Raw genomic sequence first — 22,667 nt, 5'->3', positions numbered from 1 at the left:
CACGTCGCGATGAATCCGCCGCTTTGCGGGTGATCGCGCGGCGGCCCCCTGCGGCGGCACGCGCCGTGCGCGTACCGCCCTACGCCCTCGCCGCGTAGAACGCCGCGACGAAATCGTCGAGCCGCCCGGCGGCGATCGCCGCGCGCAGGCCGGCCATGAGTTCCTGGTAGTAGTGCAGGTTGTGGATCGTCGCGAGTTGCGGGCCGAGCATCTCGCCGCAGCGGTCGAGATGGCGCAGGTAGGCGCGGCTGAACCCGGAGCGGCAGGTGTAGCACGCGCACGCCTCGTCGAGCGGACGCGCGTCGCGCTCGTACTTCGCGTTGCGGATGCGCAACGTGCCGTGGCGCGTGAACAGGTGCGCGTTGCGCGCGTTGCGCGTCGGCATCACGCAATCGAACATGTCGACGCCGCGCCGCACCGCCTCGACGATGTCCTCGGGCCGGCCCACGCCCATGAGGTAACGCGGCCGGTCGCGCGGCAGCAGCGGCTCGACGCGCTCGAGCGTCGCGTTGCGTTCGTGTTCCGGCTCGCCGACCGCGAGGCCGCCGATCGCATAGCCGTCGAAGCCGATGCCGATCAACGCCTCGGCCGAGCGCCGCCGCAGGTCGGGATAGACACCGCCCTGAACGATGCCGAACAGCGAATTCGGATTGCCGCGATCGTCGAACGCGCGGCGCGAGCGCTCGGCCCAGCGCAGGCTGAGTTCCATCGAATCGCGCGCCTGCTTCTCGGTCGCCGGGTACGGCGTGCACTCGTCGAAGATCATCGCGATGTCGGAATCGAGCGCGTGCTGGATGCGCATCGACTCCTCCGGCGAGAGGAATACCTTCGCACCGTCGACCGGCGAGGCGAACGTGACGCCCTGCTCGGTGATCTTGCGCTTGTGCGCGAGGCTGAATACCTGGAAGCCGCCCGAATCGGTGAGGATCGGCCTGTCCCAGCCGATGAAGCGGTGCAGTCCGCCGAACTCGCCGACGACGTCGAGGCCCGGGCGCAGGAACAGGTGGAACGTGTTGCCGAGGATGATCTCGGCGCCGATGTCGACGAGGTTCTGCGGCGTCATCGCCTTGACCGAACCGTAGGTGCCGACCGGCATGAATGCGGGCGTCTCGATCGTGCCGCGCGGGAACGCGAGGCGACCGCGCCGCGCCGCGCCGTCGCTGCCGAGGAGTTCGAAGCGCATCGCGCTCACGTGGGCGCGCCCGGCGGCAGGATCAGCATCGCGTCACCGTAGGAGAAGAAGCGGTAGCGCCCGGCGACCGCGTGGCGGTACGCGTCGAGCATGAACTCGCGCCCGGCGAACGCCGACACGAGCATGAGCAACGTCGATTCGGGCAGGTGGAAGTTCGTCACGAGCGCATCGATGCTCGTGATGCGGTATCCGGGCACGATGAAGATCTGCGTCTCGCCCGCGAACGGCGCGACCTCGCCGTCCCGGATCGACGATTCGAGCGCACGCACGACGGTCGTGCCGACCGCGACGACGCGGCCGCCGCGTTCGCGCGCGCGGCGGATCTTCTCGACGAGTTCGGCACCGACGTTGAGCCACTCGCGGTGCATCACGTGGTCCTCGAGCCGCTCGCTGCGCACCGGCTGGAAGGTGCCCGCGCCGACGTGCAGGGTCACGTAACCGGACTCGACGCCGCGCGCCTCGAGGCGGCGCAGCAGGTCGGCGTCGAAATGCAGTCCCGCGGTCGGCGCGGCGACCGCGCCGCTGTGGCGCGCGAACACGGTCTGGTAGCGCTCGTCGTCGGCGCTGCCGGCGTCGCGCTCGATGTACGGCGGCAGCGGCATGCGGCCGAGCCGCGACAACACCTTCTCGATCGGCTCGACGGTGTCGAAACGGAGGAGGAAGAACTCGCCGTCGCGTCCGAGCACGCTGATCTCGCTGCCGTCGGCGAGCACGATGCGCCCGCCCGCCTTCGGCTTCTTGCTCACGCCGAGCTGCGCGCGCGCCTCGTGCGTGCCGGTCACGCGCTCCACGAGGATCTCGACGAGGCCACCGCTCGGCTTGCGCCCGAACAGGCGCGCGGGCAGCACGCGCGTGTCGTTGAACACGAGCAGGTCGCCCGGCTGCAACAGCTCGACGAGGTCGGTGAAGGAGCGGTCGGCGAGCGCGTGTGTGCGCGCGTCGGCGACGAGCAGGCGGCTCGCCGAACGTTCGGGCAGCGGCGCCTGCGCGATCAGCTCGGGCGGCAGGTCGAAATGGAAGTCGCTCTTCTTCAAGGGCCAGCGGCGATACGTCGGTGAAGCCGCGTATTGTCGCACGCGCGCGCCGCGGCGCGCCCGATCAAAGCCAACCCTTCTGGCGCGCCAAGCGATACGCCTCGATGCGATTGCCGACGCCGAGCTTGCCGATCGCCTCGGACAGGTAGTTGCGCACGGTGCCCTGCGACAGGTTGAGCCGGTCGGCGATGTCGCCCGCGGACAGTCCCTCGCCGGCGAGGCGCAGCACCTGGCGCTCGCGGTCGTTGAGCGGGTCGGCGTCCGACCACGCCTCCACCGCGAGCTGGGGATCGATCGCGCGGCCACCGCGATGCACCTTGCGCAGCGCTTCGGCAAGCTGTTCGGCGGGTGCGTCCTTGAGCAGGTAGCCGCCGACGCCGGCCTCGAGCGCACGGCGCAGGAAGCCCGGGCGCGCGAAAGTCGTGACGATGACCACCTTGCAAGGCAGCTCGTGCCGTTGCACGCGCTGCGCGAGTTCGAGGCCGGTGAGACCGGGCATCTCGATGTCGGTGACGAGCACGTCGGGCTTGTGCTGCTGCAGCGCGCGCCACGCTTCCTCGCCGTCCGCGGCGCTGCCGACGACGTCGATGTCGGACTCGAGCCGGAGCAGCGCGGACAGCGCGCCGCGCACGAGTGCCTGGTCTTCGGCGAGGAGGACGCGGATCACGGTCGAACGGGTTCCCGATGGGCGCTGCGGACACGGCGCCCGCGGCGGTGCACTCTAGCAGGATGCCGGCGCCGGACCGCCGCGCGTTCCGGCCACGACGCGCGCCTCCGCCTCAGGTCGCCATCGCGGTCGTGGCCGCGCCACGCGGCGCCGGCGGCAACGGCACGATCGCCGCGAGGCGCGTGCCGCGGCCGCGCACCGACTGGATCTCGAGGCGACCGTCGAGCAGCGCGAGGCGTTCGCGCATGCCGCTGAGCCCGTTGCCCGGCAGGATCGTCGCGCCGATGCCGTCGTCGCTGATCGCGAGGCGCGCCTCGCCGCCCTCGACGCCGACCTCGACGCGCGCGCGCGTCGCCTGCGCATGGCGCTGGATGTTCGTGACCGCCTCGCGCACGGTCAGTGCGAGCACCGTCTCGATTTCCGGCGGCAGCAGCGCATCGACGAGTTCGTATTCGAGGCGCACGTCGCTCGACTCGAGCAGCAATCGCGCGGAAGCGAGTTCGGCGGACAGGCCCGCGGTGCGGATGCCGGTCACCGCGCGCCGCACCTGCCCGAGCGCGTCGCGCGCGACGCGCTCGACGTCGGCGATCTCGCGCCGCGCCGCATGCGGGTCGCGTTCGAACAGCTTCACCGCGAGTTCTGACTTCAGCGTGATCAGCGAAAGCGTGTGGCCGAGCAGGTCGTGCAGATCGCGGCCGATGCGCTCGCGCTCGGCAAGCGCGGCGAGGCGGCGCACTTCGTCGTGGCTGAGCTTGAGCTCGGCCTGGCGCAGGCGCTTCTCGTGATGGAAGTGATTCGCCGCGCTGATCGCGAGGCCGACCATCGCGGTGATCGTCACCGACAGCGCGATGTACTGGCCGGGCCAGCCGAGCAGCCACAGTTCCAGCGAATAGACGACGAGCGCGCCGGCGATGATCTCGAACAGCCGGCGCAGGCCGATGCCCGCGGCGCCCGCGCACGCGCCGGCATAGATGAGATAGGTGTTGGCGCCCGTGTTGATCGCGATGAGCGCGTAGCCGATCAGCGCGATCGCGGCGCCGTAGTACAGCCGCCGCCGTCCGCACACCTGCAGCGCGCGGTAGTACAGCGGCAGGAACACGCACACGCTGAGCGCGGTCGGCGGCAGCCAGGTCGAGGCCGGCCGGCCGTTGTAGTTGATGAACAGGAAGCCGAGGTAGAGCAGGCTCCACAGCGGTGCCCAGCCCTGGTCGGCCAGGTCCGGCGGCATGCGCACGCGAATCCGCTCGAACCATGTCCCGCCCTGCGCCATCGTCTTCCCCGCCCATCGCCGGTCGTAGGAAATCATACGCTCCGCCTCAGACATGCGCGCCGAGCACGTCGGCGACGACCAGCAGTGCGTAGAGCACCGTCGTCACGAACAGCCGGGTATAGATCGTGCGCATCGGATCCTCCTCAGCCGCGCGCGAGGCGCCGGCGCGCCAGCGCGACGAACACCAGCGTGAACGCGGCGAGCGCGGCGACGTGCGGCGCGATCGCCTCGCCCGGCGCCTGGCCGACCGCGGCGAGCGCGAGGCGACCGAGGTGCCAGGCCGGCCACAGCGGCGCGATCTTCGCGATGAACGCGGGCATCACGCTGAGCGGCATCCACAGGCCGGACAGGAACGACATCGGCAGGTAGATGAGGTTCGCGATCGCCGGCGCGGCCTGCCCGCTGACGAGGCTGCCGAGCCACAGGCCGAGCGCGCAGAACGGCAGCACGCCGAACAGGTCGGCCGCGTACAGCGAGAGCCATGCCCCGGCAGGCAGGCGCACGCCGCCCAGCGTGGTCGCGAGCAGCGCGAGGATGACGAAGATGATCGTCGCGAACAACGCCGCCATCACCAGCTTGGACGCGAGGTAGGCCCCCGGCGGCATCGGTAACGCGCGCTTGAGCGCGAGCCAGCCGCGTTCGCGGTCGAGCGCGACGGTGACACCGAAGCCGAACAGGCCTGGGCTCATGACGCCGAACACGCCGTAGGTCGCGAGCAGGTACACGTTCGCCTGGAAGCTGCCGCCGCGATTGTTGAACAGCACCGCGAACAGCAGGTAGAACATCGGCGGGAACAGCAGCGTCGGCAGCGCGAACGACGGCGCGCGCAGCAGACGCAGGAACTCGTTGCGCGCCTCGAGCGCGTAGCAGCGCAGCAGCGACACACGCGGCGCGGGCAAGGTGGCGGCGTTCATCAGGCGGCCTCGCGGGTGATTTCGACGAATGCGTCGGCGAGGCCGGCGCGCTGCACTTCGAGCTGGCTGAGCCCGCTGTCCTCGAACAGCAGCTGGCGCACGACCGTTTCGGCGTAGTCGGTCACGATCTCGATGCGCTCGCCGTCGCGGCAGACGCTGCGTACTTCGGGCCAGGCACCGACGCGCGCCGCGTCGAGCGCGCTGACGCAGCGGATGCGCCGCTGCGAGACGCGCGCGCGGATCTGCTGCACGCTGCCGCAGGCGACGATGCGCCCGCCGGCGAGCACGGCGACGCGATCGGCGAGCGCTTCGGCCTCTTCGAGGTAATGCGTGGTCAGCACGACCGCGCAGCCCTCGCCGACCATGCGGCGGATCGTCGCCCACAGCATCGTGCGCGCGTCCAGGTCGAGGCCGGTCGTCGGTTCGTCGAGGAACAGCAGGCGCGGTGCGCCGCAGATCGCGAGCGCGAACTGCACGCGGCGCTGCTGGCCACCCGACAATCGTCCGTAGCGGCGATCCATGAGCCCGTCGAGGCCGGCCATGCCGACGCAGTCGTCGAGCCCGCGCGGCGCAGCGTAGTAGCTGCGCGTGAGCTCGAGCAGCTCGCGCACCTTCAGCGAATCCGGCAGCCCCGCCGACTGCAGCATGACGCCGCAGCCGCGGCGCGCCTCGAGCTCGGCGGGTGCGCGGCCGAACAGCATTACCTCGCCAGCATCGGCGCGCAGCAACCCGAGCGCGAGCGCGATCGCCGTGCTCTTGCCAGCGCCGTTCGGGCCGAGCAGCGCTAGCAGCTCGCCGCCGCGCACCTCGAGATCGATGCCGTCGAGCGCGACGATGCCGCCGTAGCGCTTGCTCGCGCCGCGCCATGCCACCGCCGTACCGGATCGCGCCTGCTGCATGGAACCACTCCCTTGCCCGATGTCCGGAGCCACTTTAGGCCGGGCGCGAAAAACCCCACAGAATCAGGCGTCAGGCGCTGCGGATGACGCTTGTCACGCGGTGTGTCCGGTGGGCCCACGGGGTACCGCGGCCCGGCCCCCTGTGATACAGTGGTTGCTTGGCGTTTTTTCCATTCCAATCAAAGATTAAAGGCGTCGTGCCCGTTTCCCGCGAGGGGCGGGCACGTGTCGTTTTCCGGGAGGGTGCAATGAATCCGATGCTGGCCAAGCTCAAGGAAATGCGCGAATTCGACGGGGCGGTGCGTACCACCGGCCTGCCGGACGCGGTCATCGAGCGCTTCCTGGATGCCGACCCGGAACTGGTCCAGGCGATCGACGAGGCGTATGCCGCGCACCTCGCGCTGCGTTCGTGCATGCCCGACTTCCTGCACCTCGACGAGAACGAGCAGATCCGCCAGGCGCAGGCCGATTTCGTCAACTTCTACCCCGAGGACGGCATCAATCCGTACGTCGCCCTCGCCGCACACGGCGCCTGGCTGGTCACGCTCAAGGGCGCGGTCATCTACGACGCGGGCGGCTACGGCATGCTCGGCTTCGGCCACGCGCCGAAGAACATCCTCAGCGTGCTCGCGCGCCCGCAGGTGATGGCGAACGTGATGACGCCGAACCTGTCGCAACTGAAGTTCGGCAAGGCGCTGCGCAAGGAAATCGGCCAGACGCGCGGCGCCTGCCCGTACGTGAAGTTCATGTGCCTCAACTCGGGCTCCGAGTCGGTGTCGCTCGCGGGTCGCATCGTCGACGTCAACGCGAAACTGATGACCGACCCGGGTGCGCGCCATGCCGGCCGCACGATCAAGCGCGTCGCGGTCAAGGGTGCGTTCCACGGCCGTACCGAACGACCCGCGGTGTACTCCGATTCGTCGCGCAAGGCCTACGAGCAGAACCTCGCGAGCTTCCGCAACGAGAACAGCCTGCTCGCGGTCGAGCCGTACAGCGTCGAGCACCTCAAGCAGCTGTTCGCCGACGCCGACAGGAACGGCTGGTTCATCGAGGCCGTGTTCATCGAGCCCGTGATGGGCGAAGGCGACCCCGGCCGCGGCCTCACGCCGGAGTTCTACAACGCCGCGCGCGAGCTGACCAAGGCGCACGGCAGCCTGTTGCTGATCGACTCGATCCAGGCCGGCCTGCGCGCGCACGGCGTGCTCTCGATCGTCGACTACCCCGGCTTCGAGCAGGTCGAGGCGCCGGATCTCGAGACCTATTCGAAGGCGCTCAACGCTGGCCAGTACCCGCTGTCGGTGCTCGCCACCAACGAGCGCGCCGCCGAGCTCTACAAGAAGGGCATCTACGGCAACACGATGACCGCGAACCCGCGCGCGCTCGACGTCGCCTGCGCGGTGCTGAAGGCGCTCACGCCGGAGCTGCGCGAGAACATCCGCGTGCGCGGCAAGGAGTTCGTCGCCAAGCTCGCCAAGCTCAAGGCCGAGCTGCCGGGCTACATCACCAAGGTGCAGGGCACGGGCCTGCTGTTCTCGTGCGAGCTGGCACCGGAGTTCAAGTGCTACGGCGCGGGCAGCACCGAGGAGTGGATGCGCGAGCGCGGCTACGGCGTGATCCACGGCGGTGCGAATTCGCTGCGCTTCACCCCGCGCTTCGACATCACCGCCGCGGAAGCGGATCTGCTCGTCGAGGGCGTCCGTCGCGCCCTGCTCGAAGGACCGCGCAAGCCGGACACCGCGCGCGCCGCCGCCTGAGCGGGCCCCTGCCGGCGCGACCGATCGAGATCGCGCCGATTTCCTACGCCGTGCCCGCGAGCTTCCACGCCTGAATCGCGGGCAACGCGTTCGTGAAGTTTTTTGGATTGCCTCTTCCGGCGTTCGGCGCCGGGCGTAGACTGCGCCGCACCGTTGCCAGACGGCGGCGGCCCCACTACGGAGAGAGGAGTTCCATCATGCAGCTGAAGACGACGTCATCGCTGGTCCTGGCGCTTGCGCTGGCAATCGGTTCCGGCGCGGCGTTTGCGCAGGATGCGTCGAAGTCCGGCAAGACGCTGACCCCGCAGCAGGAACGCATGGCCCAGTGCAACAAGGACGCGACCGGCAAGACGGGTGACGAACGCAAGACGTTCATGAGCGCCTGCCTCAAGGGCGAATCGGTCGCAGCCGCGCCGAGCGCGAAGGCGACCCAGCAGGAAAAGATGAAGACCTGCAGCGCCGACGCGAAGGCCAAGTCGCTCAAGGGCGACGCGCGCAAGAGCTACATGAGCACCTGCCTCAAGGGCGACGGCGCGACTGCCGCCGCGGCTCCGGCGGCCGCTCCGGCCGCGGCTCCCGCCGCGTCGACCGCGAAGGCGACGCAGCAGGAGAAGATGAAGACCTGCAGCGCCGACGCGAAGGCGAAGTCGCTCAAGGGCGACGCGCGCAAGAGCTACATGAGCACGTGCCTCAAGGGCGACGCGGCCGCGGCGCACTGAGTGCCCGATCGATCGTTTGCCGAACGGGCCCGCCGATGCGGGCCCGTTTCTTTTGGACGAAGCTCCGGTGGTCGCGCCCAATGCCGGCCTCGCCGTCCGCACCGCGGGATCACCGGCAGCAGCCGCGCTCCTGTTGCACGGGCGGGCACGGCGTATCGCCATACGAGCAGAACACGCAGCAGTCGCCGGCCTTCGGTCGCAGCAGGGCACCACAGGCGCCGCATTCGTGGAAATAGATGCAGGCGTCCAATGGCATCGTCTCGCGCGACGTTTCAGCGCAGTTCGGGCAGGTCAGGATGCTCGTCGTTCGCACGTCGGCCATGCCTTCTCCGGAACAATCGTCGCAGCGGCCTGCTCAGCGGAAGCGGTCGGTGGCTTCGACGAGTTCGTGCACGATGCCGGGCTCGAGCGCCGAATGCCCGGCGTCCGAGACGATGCGCAGGCCCGCCTCCGGCCACGCTCGGTGCAGGTCCCAGGCGCTGCGCGCGGGACAGACGACGTCGTAGCGCCCCTGCACGATCACGGCTGGGATCTGGCGCAGGCGATGCGCGTCGCGCAGCAGCTGGTCGTCGGCGTCGAAGAAACCGCCGTTGACGAAGTAGTGGTTCTCGATGCGGGCGAACGCGAGCGCGAACTCGTCCTCGCCGCTCGACGCGATGTGCGCCGCATCCTGGAACAGGAAGCTCGTCGCCCCCTCCCACACCGACCATGCGCGCGCGGCTTCGAGTCGCACCGCCGGATCGGCGCTGGTCAGGCGGCGGTGGTACGCGCTCATGAGGTCGCCGCGCTCGGCCGGCGGGATCGGCGCGAGGTAGTGCTCCCAGACGTCCGGGAAGAGCGCGTCGCAGCCCTTCTGATAGAACCACTCGAGCTCCCACCGACGCAGCATGAAGATGCCGCGCAGCACGAGTTCCGTCACGCGTCGCGCGTGCGTCTGCGCGTACGCGAGTGCGAGTGTCGAACCCCAGGAGCCGCCGAACACCTGCCAGCGCTCGATGCCGAGGTGCTCGCGCAGGCGCTCGATGTCGGCGACGAGATGCCAGGTCGTGTTGTCCACGAGTTCCGCATGCGGCGTCGAGCGCCCGCAGCCGCGCTGGTCGAACAGCACGATCCTGTAGCGCGCCGGGTCGAAGAAGCGCCGCGACTTCGCGTTGCAACCCGCGCCGGGACCACCGTGCAGGAACACGACCGGCTTGCCCGCACGATTGCCGCACTGCTCGTAATAGAGCCGATGCAGCGGCGACACCTGCAGGAAACCGTTGTCGTACGGCTCGATCTCGGGATACAGCGTGCGACGCGTCGCGGGCATGTCGTCCTCGGATTTTCCGCGAGAGCGGCCCCCTGGCGCGGGCTGTTCGTGAAAGGTGCGGCCATGGATGGCCGCCCTGGACTCCACGAACACGCGGGCGGGGTCGCTTGCGTCACCCTGTGGGTGCAGTTCGCACGGACGCGAACAAGATTAATGGTCGGGGCGGCCGGATTCGAACCGACGACCACCAGTCCCCCAGACTGGTGCGCTACCAGGCTGCGCTACGCCCCGACGATGACTCTTGCGGAAAGCCAGCCGCATCACGGCGGCCCCGCTTGGGAGCCGGAGATTCTAGCAGATGCTTCCCGTGCTCAGCGACGCAGGATCTGCAGCACTTCTTCCAGTTCCATGCGCACCTGGCGCACGATCTGGTTGGAAATACTCGACTCGACCCGCGCCTGCGACCCTTCCAGGCGCTGGCGCGCACCAGTGATCGTGAAACCCTGGTCGTACAGCAACGACCGGATCTGCCGGATCATCAGCACGTCGTGTCGCTGGTAGTAACGGCGATTTCCACGCCGTTTGACGGGCTTGAGGTTGGGAAACTCCTGTTCCCAATAGCGCAGCACGTGCGGCTTGACCGCACAGAGCTCGCTGACCTCCCCGATGGTGAAATAGCGTTTTGCCGGGATGACCGGAAGTTCGCTATTGCTGCCCTGATCCAGCATAGGCTTCGACCCGGACCTTCAGTTTCTGTCCCGGACGGAACGTCACCACCCGCCGCGCGGAAATCGGAATTTCCACGCCGGTCTTTGGGTTACGCCCTGGACGCTGATTCTTGAAACGCAGATCGAAGTTGCCGAAACCGGACAGCTTCACCTGCTCCCCTTTTTCAAGCGCATCGCGTACGACTTCGAAGAACGCGTCGACGAATTCCTTGGCTTCGCGTTTGTTGAGACCGACGTCCAGAAACAGACGCTCGGCCATCTCCGCCTTCGTCAACGCCATCCTACCCTCGCAACTTTGCTTTGCAAACTGATTCCAGTGCGGAAACCGCGAGAGCCGTGCAGCGGTCAGCGTCCTGATCCGTAAGGGTGCGGTAACGGTCCTGCAAAATCAAGCCAATAGCGAGACTTTTGACACCGCTGCCGAGGTTTGGACCCGCGTAACGATCGAACAGGACCACCCGCGCCAGCGTTTCGCCAACCGCGTCACGAATCGCAGCCTCGACGGCCCCATACGGCACCGCCTCGGGCAGCTCGAAGGACAGGTCGCGGCGCACCGACGGGTAGCGCGAAACGGCCTCCGCGCGCGGCAGGTCGCGCCGCGAAACCGCCGCCACGTCGAACTCGAACACGAATACGTCGTCGTCGAGGTCGAGTTTCGCGAGCAGGTCCGGGTGCAACGCCCCGATCCAGCCGACCGCGACGCCGTCGCGGCGCACTTCGGCCGCCTGCCCCGGGTGCAGCCAGGCCGGACCGCCGGGCGTGAAACTGAATGCGTCCGCCGCGTTGGTCAGCGCGAACAGCGATTCCGCGTCGCCCCGGACGTCGAAGAAGTCGAGCGCCCGCGCCTCGCTCGCCCAATTCTCGGCGACCGCGCGGCCGCAAGCGACGCCCGCGATCCGCTCGGACTCGACCGGCGACGGATCGACCGGCGTACCGCCCGAGAACACCCGGCCGACTTCGAACAGGCGCACGCGCGCTTGCTGGCGACGGCGATTCGCCGCGAGCGCGGCGACGAGTCCGGGCAGCAGCGAAGGCCGCATTACGGCAAGGTCGGCCGACAACGGATTGCTGAGCATGACGGTGTTGTCGAAGAGCTGCCATTTCAGCAGCAGATCCGTGGACAGGAACGCGTAGCACACCGCCTCGGCGTAGTCGCGCGCGACGAGCTGTGCGCGCAGCCGCGAAATCTCCAGGCGCGCCTCCGGCAGCACCGGTCCGAGCAGTTCGCCGCGCGGCGCGCGCGTCGGCACGCGTTCGTAACCGTGCACGCGCACGACTTCCTCGATGAGGTCTTCCTCGATCTGGATGTCGAAGCGATGGCTCGGCGGCGTCGCGCGCCAGCCGTCCGCGCTCGCCTCGACCTGCATGCCGAGCGCGCGCAGGATGCGCTCGACCTCGGCGTCGGCGACATCGATGCCGAGCAGGCGCGCGAGGCGTGTGCGGCGCAGCGCGACCGGCGCGCGCAGCGGCAGGTCCGCGGCGAGCACGCTCTCGGTGAGCGGCCCCGGCGTGCCGCCGGCGATCGCGAGGATCAGCGCGGTCGCGCGTTCGATCGCGCGGCGCGGCATCTCGGGGTCGACACCGCGCTCGAAACGGTGCGAGGCGTCGGTGTGCAGGCCGAGCTTGCGCGCGCGGCCCATGATCGCGCCCGGCGCGAAGTGCGCGGCTTCGAGGAATACCGTCTTCGTCGCGTCGGTCACGCGCGAATCGTGGCCGCCCATGATGCCGGCGAGGCCGTGCAGGCCCTTGCGGTCGGCGATGACGAGGAATCCGTCATCGAGGATATGTTCGCTGCCGTCGAGCAGTTTCACGACCTCGCGCGCACGCGCGCGGCGCACCGAGATCGGACCGTCGAGCATCGCGTCGTCGTAGGCGTGCATCGGCTGGCCGAGCTCGAGCATCACGTACTGGGTCACGTCGACGAGCGCGCTGACCGGCCGCACGCCGCTGCGACGCAGCCGTTCGGCCATCCACAACGGCGTCTTCGCGCTCGCATCGATACCTTCGATGATGCGCCCGCAATAGCGCGGGCAGTCGGCTCCGGCATCGAGCGTCGCCGCGCGCGTCGCGCCTGCGGCAGCCGCTACGGGCGCGCCGGGCGGATCGTGCAGCGCGGTGCCGAACAGCGCGGACGCGTCGCGCGCGAGACCGAGCACGCTGAGGCAGTCGGGGCGGTTCGGCGTGAGCTTGATCTCGACGCTCGCGTCGGGCAGGCCGAGGTATTGCGCGAGCGACGTGCCGACCGGTGCGTCCGCCGGCAATTCCATCAGGCCCGAGGCGTCGGCGTCGATGCCGAGCTCCTTCGCCGAGCAGAGCATGCCGTTCGACTCGACCCCGCGCAGCGCGGCGCGCTTGATCTCGATCCCGTTCGGCATCGTCGTGCCGATCGTCGCGAGCGGCGCCTTGAGCCCGGTGCGCGCGTTCGGCGCACCGCAGACGATCACGAGCGGCACGGCGGCGCCCGCGGCGACCTCGCACACGCGCAGCTTGTCCGCGTTCGGGTGCGGCGCGCAGGCGACGATCTCGCCGACGACGACGCCCGCGAGCGCGGCGCCGAGTGCTTCGACGCCCTCGACCTCGAGCCCCGCCATCGTCAGGCGGTGCATGAGGGCGTCGCGGTCGACCGGGATGTCGACGAGTTCGCGCAGCCAGTTTTCGCTGAATTTCATGCGTTGCTCACTTCGTTCGTAACGGGGCTGAGGGCTGAGGGCCGAGGGTTGGAATACGACACGGCATGTCGAGCACCGCTCCGCGGCCCTCGGCCCTCAGCCCTTCCTTCTCAGGCAAATTGCCTGAGGAACCTGAGGTCGTTCTCGAAGAACTGGCGCAGGTCGTTGACGCCGTAGCGCAGCATCGCGAAGCGCTCGCCGCCCATGCCGAAGGCGAAGCCGGTGTAGCGCTCCGGATCGATGCCGCAGTTGCGCAACACGTTCGGATGAACCATGCCGCAGCCGAGCACCTCGAGCCACGACTGCGTGCCGTCCTCGCGGTCCCAGCGGATGTCCACTTCCGCGCCCGGTTCGACGAACGGGAAGTAGCTCGGCCGGAAGCGCATTTCGAAATCGCGTTCGAAGAACGCGCGCACGAATTCGGCGAGCGTGCCCTTGAGGTCGGCGAAGCTGACGTCCTCGCCGACGAGCAGGCCTTCGACCTGGTGGAACATCGGCGAGTGGGTCTGGTCCGAATCGCTGCGGTAGACCTTGCCGACCGAGATCACGCGGATCGGCGGCGTGCGCCCCATCGCCGCGCGGATCTGCACCGGCGAGGTGTGCGTGCGCAACAGGCGACCGTCGGGGAACCAGAACGTGTCGTGCATCGTCCGCGCCGGATGATCCGGCGGGAAGTTGAGCGCCTCGAAGTTGTACCAGTCGGTCTCGATCTCGGGGCCGTCGGCGAGTTCGTAGCCGAGCCGCGCGAAGATCTCGACGATGCGGTCGAGCGTGCGCGTGATCGGGTGCAGGCCGCCGCGCGTGCCGCGCCGGCCCGGCAGGGTCACGTCGACGCGCTCGGAAGCGAGCCGGCGCCCGAGCTCGGCCTGTTCGAGGCTCGCCTTGCGCGCGGCGATCGCGTCGGTGATGCGCTCCTTGGCGCGATTCACCTCGGCGCCGCGCGTCTTCTTCTCGTCCGGCGGCAGCGAACCGAGCGCCTTCAGCGCGGCGGTGACCGCGCCGTTCTTGCCGAGCAGCGCGACGCGCTGCGCGTCGAGCGCCTCGAGCGTGTCGGCGGTCGCGATCTGGTCGAGCGATCGCTGGATGTCCTGCAATACGTCCATCGAAATTCCGCAGTGGACCGACAATGTGAACGATGCAGCCAAGATGGCTGCGCATGGATCATCCGAAGCCGCAGCTTCCGCGCCTCGACGACCATTCTGGTCGCCACGATCCTGGATGGATCGCACCGGACAACGAATACGCCGATCGGGATGACTTCGAGGGCGATCCGGGATCGCCCCCAAAAACGCAAACGGGGAGGAGGCCCAGGCCTCCTCCCCGCGTGTGCTTCGACGCTCGTTCCGATCCGCGCGGACTGCTCATGAAGGAAGCGGTCAGGGACCGCTCTTCGCTGCCGCGATCACGGACGATCGCAAAAACTACGCCGCCAGGCTGGCCTTGGCCTTCTCCGCCAACGCACCGAACGCCTTGATGTCGTGCGCGGCGATGTCCGCGAGCACCTTGCGATCGATCGTGATGCCGGCCTTCTTGAGGCCGTTCATCAGGCGGCTGTAGGACAGGCCGAACTGGCGCCCGCCCGCGTTGATGCGGACGATCCACAGCGCACGGAAATTGCGCTTCTTCTGCTTGCGGCCGATGTAGGCGTACTGGTGCGCCTTGGTGACGGCCTGCTTGGCGACGCGGAAAACCTTGCGGCGCGCGTTGTAGTAACCCTTGGCCTTGCCGAGGATCTTCTTGTGACGGCGATGGGCGATTACGCCACGCTTGACTCGTGCCATGGTCGATCCTCCTTATGCGTACGGCAGCATGCGGGAGACGCGACCGGCGTCTTCCTTGCGCACGTGGTTGGTCGCACGAAGGCCGCGCTTGCGCTTGGTGGCCTTCTTCGTGAGGATGTGGCTCTTGAACGCGTGGCCGCACTTGAACTTGCCGGACGCGGTCTTGCGGAACCGCTTCGCAGCGGCCCGATTGGTCTTCATCTTGGGCATGACCCAGCTCCTTCGGTGATTTTCGTTACTGGCGCGAGCGGTGGCATCGCCACGCTTTCCGTCCTGCTCGTTCCGGTTTGTCTGATCCGGATCCCCGGATCGTCTCCTGCACTGCTGCGCCCATCCCGGGCCTGGAACATCGCGGCCGTCCGTGCCGCGCTGAAAATCAGATCTTCTTCTTCGGCGCGACCATCATGACCATGAGGCGCCCTTCCATCCTCGGGTACTGCTCGATCACCGCGTCCTCGGCGATCTCGGCGGCGATCTTCTTGACCATCGCCTCGCCGAGTTCCTGGTGGGTCATCTCGCGGCCGCGGAAGCGGATCGTGATCTTGACCTTGTCACCTTCCTCGAGGAAGCGCCGCAGGTTGCGCATCTTGATCTGGTAGTCGCCGACGTCGGTGACGGGGCGGAACTTCAGTTCCTTGATCTCGACCTGCTTCTGCTTCTTCTTGGCCGCGTGCGCCTTCTTCTGCGCCTCGAACTTGAACTTGCCGAAATCCATGATGCGGCACACCGGCGGATCGCCGTTCGGCTGGATCTCGACCAGATCAAGGCCCGCGTCCTGCGCCATGGCGAGCGCTTCGTCGCGGGACAGGATGCCGACCTGCTCCCCTTCGGGACCAATCACGCGGACTCGCGGAACACGGATTTCGTGGTTCCTGCGGTTCGGCTTGCTTTCGGTGGCGATACGTCAATCCTCCAAGGGAAATCGTTCCCGGGCGCTCCCGTTCAGGGTCGGGCGCACTCGGCCTCAAGACGTTCGACGAAGGCGGAAAGCGGCATGGAACCGAGATCCTCGCCCGTGCGCGTCCGCACGGCGACGGCCCCCGCCTCCCTTTCCCGGTCGCCCGCGACGAGGAGGTAGGGCACCTTGTCCAACGTGTGTTCGCGGATTTTATAGCCGATCTTCTCGTTTCGCAAATCGGCCTCGACCCGGAAACCTTTCGCCACAAGGGCTTGCGCCACTTCGCTGACGTAGGGGCCCTGGGCATCGGTGATGTTCATGACGACCGCCTGGACCGGCGCGAGCCACGGCGGGAACGCGCCGGCATGATTTTCGATGAGAATGCCGATGAAACGCTCCATCGAGCCGACGATCGCGCGGTGCAGCATGACCGGGTGGCGTCGCTGGCTGTGCTCGTCGACGTACTCGGCGCCGAGGCGACCGGGCATCATGAAATCGACCTGCATCGTGCCGAGCTGCCAGGTGCGACCGATCGCGTCCTTGAGGTGGTACTCGATCTTCGGGCCGTAGAAGGCCCCCTCGCCAGGCAGCTCCTGCCACTCGACCCCGGCCGCGCGCAGCGCCGAGCGGAGCGCGTTCTCGGCCTTGTCCCAGGTCGCGTCGTCGCCGAGGCGCGGCTCCGGGCGCAGCGCGATCTTCAGCTGGACGTCGCTGAAATCGAACTCCTCGTAGACCCGCATCGCCTGGCGATGGAACGCGGTCACCTCGGCCTCGATCTGGTCCTCGGTGCAGAAGATGTGGCCGTCGTCCTGGGTGAAGCCGCGCACGCGCAGGATGCCGTGCAGCGCGCCGGACGGCTCGTTGCGGTGGCAGGCGCCGAATTCGCCGTAGCGGATCGGCAGGTCGCGATAGCTGTGCAGGGTCGAGTTGAACACCTGCACGTGGCCCGGACAGTTCATCGGCTTCACCGCGTAGGTCCGCTTCTCGGACTCGGTGAAGAACATGTTGTCCTTGTAGTTGTCCCAGTGGCCGGAGCGCTTCCACAGGGAAACGTCGAGGATCTGCGGGCAGCGCACTTCCTGGTAGCCGCTCTCGCGGTAGACCTTGCGCATGCGCTGTTCGACGACCTGCCAGATCTGCCAGCCCTTCGGGTGCCAGAACACGAGGCCGGGCGCCTCTTCCTGCAGGTGGAACAGGTCGAGCTGCTTGGCGATCTTGCGATGGTCGCGCTTCTCCGCCTCCTCGAGCTGGTGCAGGTAGGCGGCGAGGTCCTTGTCGTTGAGCCAGGCGGTGCCGTAGATGCGCGAGAGCATCTCGTTGTTGGAGTCGCCGCGCCAGTACGCGCCGGCGACCTTCATGAGCTTGAAGCTCTTGAGCCGGCTGGTGTTCGGCACGTGCGGGCCGCGGCACAGGTCGGTGAACTCGCCCTGCGCGTAGAGCGACAGCGGCTCGTTCGCCGGAATGCCCTCGATGATCTGCGCCTTGTACTCCTCGCCCTTGGCGCGGAAGAACGCCACCGCCTCGTCGCGCGGCATCAGCGAGCGCGACACGGGCAACGCTTCCGCGGCGATCTTCTTCATCTCCGCTTCGATCGCGGCGAGGTCGTCGGGCGTGAACTGCCGTTCGAACGCGAAATCGTAGTAGAAGCCGTTGTCGATGACCGGACCGATCGTGACCTGCGCCTTCGGGAACAGGCGCTGCACCGCTTGCGCGAGCAGGTGGGCGGTCGAGTGGCGGATGATCTCGAGCGCTTCCGGGCTCTTCTCGGTGACGATCTCGAGACGCGCGTCGTGATCGACGACGCGGCTCGAATCGACGAGCTGGCCGTCGATCTTGCCGGCGAGCGCGGCCTTGGCGAGGCCGGCGCCGATCGACGCGGCGACGTCCTGCACGCTGGGCGGGTTCTCGAACTGCTTCTGGCTGCCGTCCGGGAGCGTGATGCTGATCATGGGTGTTCTTCCGAATTGCGGGACCGCCGTCGCGGTTCCGGCCATGAAAAAAGGGCGCCAAGGGCGCCCTTCGTTCATTCCAGGGGACCTTGCGCGGATTTCAGTCGAGGATGTCGAAGATTCGCGTCATGGTGATCGTGTTCTTTCGAACTACGGCTCCCGGATATCCCGGCCCGAAAGCCGGCTCGTGCTTCAGTTGAAAAGTCCGGCCATGGATGGCCGGTCCTTCTTCCAGCTTCTGCCATCCGGACGATGGCACAAGTATCTGGTGGGCGGTACAGGGATCGAACCTGTGACCCCTACCATGTCAAGGTAGTGCTCTACCGCTGAGCTAACCGCCCGAATCGCAAGCCGTGACCTGCGAGGGGCGCGCAAGTTAGCACAGCCCCCGCGGCAGGACAACCGGTTTTTCCGCTTCACGCGATGCGCAACATCGCCGCCTCGCGCAGGCGCCGCCATGCCTGCAACAGGCGGCCGGTCGTCGTCGCGACGGGCTCGTGGCGCGGCGCGTCGACCGCGTGCCGCTGCAGCAGGTCCGACTGCGTGCGCAGGTGCGCGTGCCGTTCCAGCGCCGCCGCGAGGCCGCGTCGCAGCAGCTCGCGCGGTGCCGGCTGCAGCAGGAACCGGAACACCTGCCCTTCGTTGATGAGGCCGATCAGCAGGCGGCTGTCGCGCAGCGACGACACGACGATCGCGAGCGTCGCCGGGCGCAGCCGCTTGAGCTGCTTGAGCGCGTCGGCGACGTCGCCGTCCGCGCTCGAGAGGCGCGCGATGACGACCGCGACGTCGTGGTCGGCGAGCAGTTCCAGCGTGCCTTCGAGGTCGGGCGCGTGTTCGACGCGAACCGCCGCCGGCAGCAGCTCGCGCACCTGCGCGGCGAGCGCGCCTTCGTCGTCGAGCACGGCGACGCGCGCGGCGACCGCGGTGTCCACGGGCGATGCCGCGGACGCGGCCGGTCGCGCCGCAGCGAGCGCGAAATCGTGCCGCGCGACGCGTGCGGCCTGCTCGACCGTGTCGACGAGGTACTGCGCCACCCACGGTTTCTCGATGAAGCGATAGATCTCGCCGTCGTTGACCGACGCGGTGACCGCGTCCATGTCGGCGTAGCCGGTCAGCAGGATGCGCATCGTCGCCGGCGAATGCGCCGCGACTTCGCGCAGCACCTCGACGCCGGTCATGCCGGGCATGCGCTGGTCGCTGACGACGACGTGCACGGGCCGCCGGCGCACCCACTCGACCGCCTCGCGGCCGGACGTCGTCGTGAGGATCTCGCAGCGGCCGCGGAACAGCATGCGCAGCGAACGCAGGATGCGCTCCTCGTCGTCGACGAACAGCACGCTCGGCAGCGGCGCGCTCACGGCGCCGCCCCGGCCGCACCGGACACGGGCAGCACGACGAGGAAGCGCGTGCCCGTGCCCGGTTTCGAACTCACGCGGATCGCGCCGCCGTGCTGCTCGACGATCTGGTGCGAGATCGCGAGCCCCATGCCCGTGCCCTGCCCGACCGGCTTGGTCGTGAAGAACGGGTCGAACACGCGCGACAGGTGCTCGGCCTCGATGCCCTTGCCATTGTCCTCGACCACGACGAGCACGCGCCGGTCGAGCGCCTGCGTCGCGACGACGATGCGCCCGCGCTCGTGCTCGATCGCCTGCGCCGCGTTGCTGAGCAGGTTGAGCAGCACCTGGTTGATCTGCGCAGGGGCGCAATCGAGCGGCGGGATCTCGCCGAGCTTGAGCACGACCTCGATGTCGCGCTTGCGCAGCACGTGGGCGACGATGCGCAGCGCGCTCTCGACGAGGCGGTTGATGTCGGCCTTCTGCAGGCCGGCCTGGTCGAGGCGGCTGAAGTCCTTGAGGTTGAGCACGAGCTCGCCGATCTGGCCGACGCCGTGCACGGTGTCGTCGAGCAGCCCGCACAAGTCGTCGAGCGCAGCGGCGTCGACGCGCGTGCGCAGGTGGCCGACCTCGGCGAAGCGCGTGTCGAGGTCGTCGTCGGGCTCCGCCTCGCCGGTGAGCGCGTCGATGACCGCCTGCTGCGCCGACACCAGCCGCGCGGCGTCGCCGAGCGCGGCACGCGTCATCTCGACGTTGTTGCGCACGTAGCCGAGCGGCGTGTTGATCTCGTGCACGAGGCCCGCGACCATCTGGCCGAGCGAGGCCATCTTCTCCGACTGCACGAGCTGCGACTGCGACGCCTTCAGACGCGCGTAGGCGCGCTCGAGTTCGCGCGAGCGCTCGGCGAGGCGGTGCTCGACCGCGTGCAGCACGTCGAGCACGAGGCCGGTGCCGGCGTAGCCGGCGTCGTCGACGAGGACGAAGTCGTCGGTGATCGGGCTCCTCACGTGCGCGGCGATCGTGCGCGCGGCCTCGTCGATCGAGGTCGACAGCGGCAGCACGAGCGGCGCACGGTCCATCAGCGCGGTGATCGGCCGCCGCCCGTACAGCTCGCGGCCGTACGGCTGCAGGAACACGCGCATGAGTTCGTAGCGGCTGATCATGCCGACCGGCCGGCCACCGACCGCGACGACCGGCAGGCTCAAGAGGCCCGCGTGGCGCGAATCGAGGAACTGCTGCGCGACGTCGAGCACGCTCGTCTCCGGGCGCACCGGCTCGGTCGGAAGCAGCAGGCCGGCGAGGCCGGACAACGGCGCGCGATCGCGCGCATCGGCATCGTTGGTCGCGTCGCGCGACGCGACGTCGGAGGCGATCGGAGCAGTCGGGAACGCCTGCAAGGCGGCAGTCATCGCGGCAAGGGATCTTCGGCGGGCGCGCGCTGCGCGCGGTGGCCCGGAACCGGCGCAGCCTAGGTCAGGCGCGCGACAGCCATGTGACGGAGTTCACGCCGCGCGCGGCACTCAGCCGATCAGGCCTTGCTCGCGGATGCGATGAATCTCGTCGCGCAGGCGCGCCGCGTCCTCGAACTCGAGGTCCTGCGCGTGCTTGTACATCTGCGCTTCGAGCTGGCGGATCTTCGCGGCGATCTGTTCCGGCGTCAGCAGGCGGTAGTCCGGCGCGGCATCGGCGACCTTGCGCTGGCCGCCACGGCCGCGACCGCGGCCCTGCTCGGCCTCGCCCTCGGCACGCGCGCCTTCCATGACGTCGGTGACCTTGCGCACGACCGACTTCGGCGTGATGCCGTGCAGCTCGTTGTATTCGACCTGCCGCGCGCGGCGGCGGTCGGTCTCGTCGATCGCGGCCCGCATCGAGCGGGTCACGTTGTCGGCGTAGAGGATCGCCGTGCCGCGCAGGTTGCGCGCGGCGCGGCCGATGGTCTGGATCAGCGATCCGGTCGAACGCAAGAAGCCTTCCTTGTCGGCGTCGAGGATCGCGACCAGCGACACCTCGGGCATGTCGAGGCCTTCTCGCAACAGGTTGATGCCGACCAGCACGTCGAACTTGCCCAGGCGCAGGTCGCGGATGATCTCGACGCGCTCGACCGTCTCGATGTCCGAATGCAGGTAGCGCACGCGGATGCCGTGGTCGCCGAGGTACTCGGTGAGATTTTCGGCCATGCGCTTGGTCAGCGTCGTCACGAGCACGCGGTCGCCGAGCACGATGCGTTCGTGGATCTCCGAGAGCAGGTCGTCGACCTGCGTGCGCGCCGGGCGGATCTCCACGCGCGGATCGACCAATCCGGTCGGTCGCACGACGAGCTCGACCACGTTGCCCTGCGACTTGTCGATCTCGTACGGGCCCGGCGTCGCCGAGACGAACACCGTGCGCGGTTGGCGCTCCTCCCACTCGGCGAACTTGAGCGGCCGGTTGTCGAGCGCGGACGGCAGGCGGAAGCCGAACTCGACCAGCGTCTCCTTGCGCGAGCGGTCGCCCTTGTACATCGCGCCGATCTGCGGGACCGTCACGTGCGATTCGTCCACGACGAGCAGCGCGTCCGGCGGCAGGTAGTCGAACAGCGTCGGCGGCGGTTCGCCCGGCTGGCGCCGCGTGAGGTGGCGCGAGTAGTTCTCGATGCCGTTGCAGTAGCCGACCTCGGCCATCATCTCGACGTCGAAGCGCGTGCGCTGCTCGAGCCGCTGCGCCTCGACCAGCTTGTTCGCCGAGTACAGGTAGGCGAGGCGGTCCTTCAGTTCCGCCTTGATCGTCTCGATCGCGTTGAGCACGCTCTCGCGCGTCGTCGCGTAGTGCGTCTTCGGGTAGACGACGTAGCGCGGCACCTTGCGCAGCAGCGCGCCCGTGAGCGGGTCGAACAGCGACAGGTTCTCGATCTCGCCGTCGAACAGCTCGATGCGCAGCGCCTCGGTCTCCGATTCGGCCGGGAACACGTCGATGACCTCGCCGCGCACGCGGTAGCTGCCGCGGCGCAGCTCCATGTCGCCGCGCGTGTACTGCAGCTCGGTCAGGTGGCGGATCAGCTTGCGCTGGTCGACGTGCTCGCCGCGCGCGAGGATCAGGCGCATCTGCAGGTAGTCCTCGGGATCGCCGAGGCCGTAGATCGCCGACACCGTCGCGACGATGAGCGCGTCCGGGCGCGATAGCAGCGCCTTGGTCGCGGCGAGGCGCATCTGCTCGATGTGCTCGTTGATCGACGCGTCCTTCTCGATGTAGGTGTCGCTCGAGGGGACGTACGCTTCCGGCTGGTAGTAGTCGTAGTAGCTCACGAAGTACTCGACCGCGTTGTGCGGGAAGAACTCCTTGAACTCGCCGTACAGCTGCGCCGCGAGCGTCTTGTTCGGCGCCATCACCAGCGTCGGCTTCTGGATGCGCTCGACCAGGTTGGCGATCGTGAACGTCTTGCCCGAGCCCGTCACGCCGAGCAGCGTCTGTTGCGCGAGGCCGGCCTCGAAGCCCTCGGTGAGGCGCGCGATCGCGTTCGGCTGGTCGCCCGACGGCTTGAACGGGGACACGAGCTGGAAACGTTCGATCATCGCGACCTCCACGCAGGCACGAAAGTATAGGGGGCGCAGGCATCGCGACAATCGCGCCGGGC

The 22,667-nt window shown here is 68.6% G+C and carries 21 protein-coding genes and 2 tRNA genes; 2 read left to right on the top strand and 21 right to left on the bottom strand.

Features of this window, described 5'->3' with window-relative positions; genetic code table 11:
* Nucleotides 1–79: 79 nt before the first annotated feature.
* From tgt to FHW12_RS18060, 6 genes are all read right to left on the bottom strand, one after another.
* A complete protein-coding gene (gene tgt, locus FHW12_RS18085) occupies nucleotides 80–1,183 on the bottom strand; it encodes a tRNA guanosine(34) transglycosylase Tgt (protein ID WP_220484525.1) in 1,104 nt (367 codons plus the stop codon).
* A gap of 5 nt (nucleotides 1,184–1,188) precedes the next feature.
* Nucleotides 1,189–2,226 carry a tRNA preQ1(34) S-adenosylmethionine ribosyltransferase-isomerase QueA gene (gene queA, locus FHW12_RS18080; RefSeq protein ID WP_182532440.1) on the bottom strand — a complete coding sequence of 346 codons (1,038 nt, stop codon included), beginning with the start codon at nucleotides 2,224–2,226 and terminating at the stop codon, nucleotides 1,189–1,191.
* 64 nt (nucleotides 2,227–2,290) lie between these two features.
* A complete protein-coding gene (locus FHW12_RS18075; RefSeq protein WP_182532439.1) occupies nucleotides 2,291–2,893 on the bottom strand; it encodes a response regulator transcription factor in 603 nt (200 codons plus the stop codon).
* A 112-nt stretch (nucleotides 2,894–3,005) separates the two neighbouring features.
* Complete coding sequence (locus tag FHW12_RS18070; protein WP_182532438.1) at nucleotides 3,006–4,121, bottom strand: sensor histidine kinase; 1,116 nt, start codon at nucleotides 4,119–4,121, stop codon at nucleotides 3,006–3,008.
* Between the two features lie 185 nt (nucleotides 4,122–4,306).
* The gene (locus tag FHW12_RS18065) at nucleotides 4,307–5,077 is read right to left on the bottom strand and encodes an ABC transporter permease (protein WP_182532437.1); all 771 of its coding nucleotides are present in this window, start codon (nucleotides 5,075–5,077) and stop codon (nucleotides 4,307–4,309) included.
* Nucleotides 5,077–5,976: an ABC transporter ATP-binding protein gene (locus FHW12_RS18060; protein ID WP_182532436.1), complete on the bottom strand. Its 900-nt coding sequence runs from the start codon at nucleotides 5,974–5,976 to the stop codon at nucleotides 5,077–5,079. Before FHW12_RS18060 ends, FHW12_RS18065 begins: the two co-directional genes overlap by 1 nt.
* A 257-nt stretch (nucleotides 5,977–6,233) precedes the next feature.
* Here FHW12_RS18060 and FHW12_RS18055 point away from each other — a divergent pair, with 257 nt between their 5' ends.
* Complete coding sequence (locus tag FHW12_RS18055) at nucleotides 6,234–7,730, top strand: aminotransferase class III-fold pyridoxal phosphate-dependent enzyme (RefSeq protein ID WP_182532480.1); 1,497 nt, start codon at nucleotides 6,234–6,236, stop codon at nucleotides 7,728–7,730.
* 197 nt (nucleotides 7,731–7,927) lie between these two features.
* Nucleotides 7,928–8,449, top strand: coding sequence for a PsiF family protein (locus FHW12_RS21725; RefSeq protein WP_182532435.1), 522 nt, complete (start codon nucleotides 7,928–7,930; stop codon nucleotides 8,447–8,449).
* 109 nt (nucleotides 8,450–8,558) lie between these two features.
* On the opposite strand, the gene FHW12_RS18045 is transcribed toward FHW12_RS21725, so the two are convergent.
* From FHW12_RS18045 to uvrB, 15 genes are all read right to left on the bottom strand, one after another.
* Nucleotides 8,559–8,771: a GDCCVxC domain-containing (seleno)protein gene (locus tag FHW12_RS18045; protein WP_182532434.1), complete on the bottom strand. Its 213-nt coding sequence runs from the start codon at nucleotides 8,769–8,771 to the stop codon at nucleotides 8,559–8,561.
* Nucleotides 8,772–8,804: 33 nt separating this feature from the next.
* Nucleotides 8,805–9,758 carry a prolyl aminopeptidase gene (gene pip / locus FHW12_RS18040; RefSeq protein WP_182532433.1) on the bottom strand — a complete coding sequence of 318 codons (954 nt, stop codon included), beginning with the start codon at nucleotides 9,756–9,758 and terminating at the stop codon, nucleotides 8,805–8,807.
* 154 nt (nucleotides 9,759–9,912) lie between these two features.
* Nucleotides 9,913–9,989, bottom strand: a tRNA-Pro gene (locus FHW12_RS18035).
* A gap of 80 nt (nucleotides 9,990–10,069) precedes the next feature.
* Nucleotides 10,070–10,426 carry a MerR family transcriptional regulator gene (locus FHW12_RS18030; protein ID WP_131998828.1) on the bottom strand — a complete coding sequence of 119 codons (357 nt, stop codon included), beginning with the start codon at nucleotides 10,424–10,426 and terminating at the stop codon, nucleotides 10,070–10,072.
* The gene (gene ihfA, locus FHW12_RS18025) at nucleotides 10,404–10,706 is read right to left on the bottom strand and encodes an integration host factor subunit alpha (protein ID WP_131998830.1); all 303 of its coding nucleotides are present in this window, start codon (nucleotides 10,704–10,706) and stop codon (nucleotides 10,404–10,406) included. The genes FHW12_RS18030 and ihfA overlap by 23 nt, the downstream gene beginning before the upstream one ends.
* A gap of 1 nt (nucleotide 10,707) precedes the next feature.
* Entirely contained in the window at nucleotides 10,708–13,095 is a 2,388-nt protein-coding gene (gene pheT, locus FHW12_RS18020) for a phenylalanine--tRNA ligase subunit beta (RefSeq protein WP_182532432.1), read from the bottom strand.
* Nucleotides 13,096–13,205: 110 nt separating this feature from the next.
* Nucleotides 13,206–14,198, bottom strand: a complete 993-nt coding sequence (gene pheS, locus FHW12_RS18015; RefSeq protein WP_182532431.1) for a phenylalanine--tRNA ligase subunit alpha — start codon at nucleotides 14,196–14,198, stop codon at nucleotides 13,206–13,208.
* A 318-nt stretch (nucleotides 14,199–14,516) separates the two neighbouring features.
* The gene (rplT, locus tag FHW12_RS18010) at nucleotides 14,517–14,876 is read right to left on the bottom strand and encodes a 50S ribosomal protein L20 (protein WP_182532430.1); all 360 of its coding nucleotides are present in this window, start codon (nucleotides 14,874–14,876) and stop codon (nucleotides 14,517–14,519) included.
* A 12-nt stretch (nucleotides 14,877–14,888) separates the two neighbouring features.
* Entirely contained in the window at nucleotides 14,889–15,086 is a 198-nt protein-coding gene (gene rpmI / locus FHW12_RS18005; protein ID WP_182532429.1) for a 50S ribosomal protein L35, read from the bottom strand.
* Between the two features lie 166 nt (nucleotides 15,087–15,252).
* The gene (gene infC / locus FHW12_RS18000) at nucleotides 15,253–15,777 is read right to left on the bottom strand and encodes a translation initiation factor IF-3 (protein ID WP_182532479.1); all 525 of its coding nucleotides are present in this window, start codon (nucleotides 15,775–15,777) and stop codon (nucleotides 15,253–15,255) included.
* A gap of 41 nt (nucleotides 15,778–15,818) precedes the next feature.
* Nucleotides 15,819–17,723, bottom strand: coding sequence for a threonine--tRNA ligase (thrS, locus tag FHW12_RS17995; protein ID WP_182532428.1), 1,905 nt, complete (start codon nucleotides 17,721–17,723; stop codon nucleotides 15,819–15,821).
* A gap of 266 nt (nucleotides 17,724–17,989) precedes the next feature.
* Nucleotides 17,990–18,064, bottom strand: a tRNA-Val gene (locus FHW12_RS17990).
* A gap of 75 nt (nucleotides 18,065–18,139) precedes the next feature.
* Nucleotides 18,140–19,081, bottom strand: coding sequence for a response regulator (locus FHW12_RS17985; protein ID WP_182532427.1), 942 nt, complete (start codon nucleotides 19,079–19,081; stop codon nucleotides 18,140–18,142).
* A complete protein-coding gene (locus tag FHW12_RS17980; protein WP_182532426.1) occupies nucleotides 19,078–20,466 on the bottom strand; it encodes an ATP-binding protein in 1,389 nt (462 codons plus the stop codon). The genes FHW12_RS17985 and FHW12_RS17980 overlap by 4 nt, the downstream gene beginning before the upstream one ends.
* Nucleotides 20,467–20,577: 111 nt before the next feature.
* Entirely contained in the window at nucleotides 20,578–22,605 is a 2,028-nt protein-coding gene (gene uvrB / locus FHW12_RS17975) for an excinuclease ABC subunit UvrB (RefSeq protein WP_182532425.1), read from the bottom strand.
* Between the last annotated feature and the right edge of the window lie 62 nt (nucleotides 22,606–22,667).

Source organism: Dokdonella fugitiva, from assembly GCF_014138265.1.
Taxonomy (GTDB): Bacteria; Pseudomonadota; Gammaproteobacteria; order Xanthomonadales; family Rhodanobacteraceae; genus Dokdonella_A; species Dokdonella_A fugitiva_A.
Note: the sequence above shows the minus strand (reverse complement) of the source record. Positions and strands in the feature narration are given on the sequence as shown.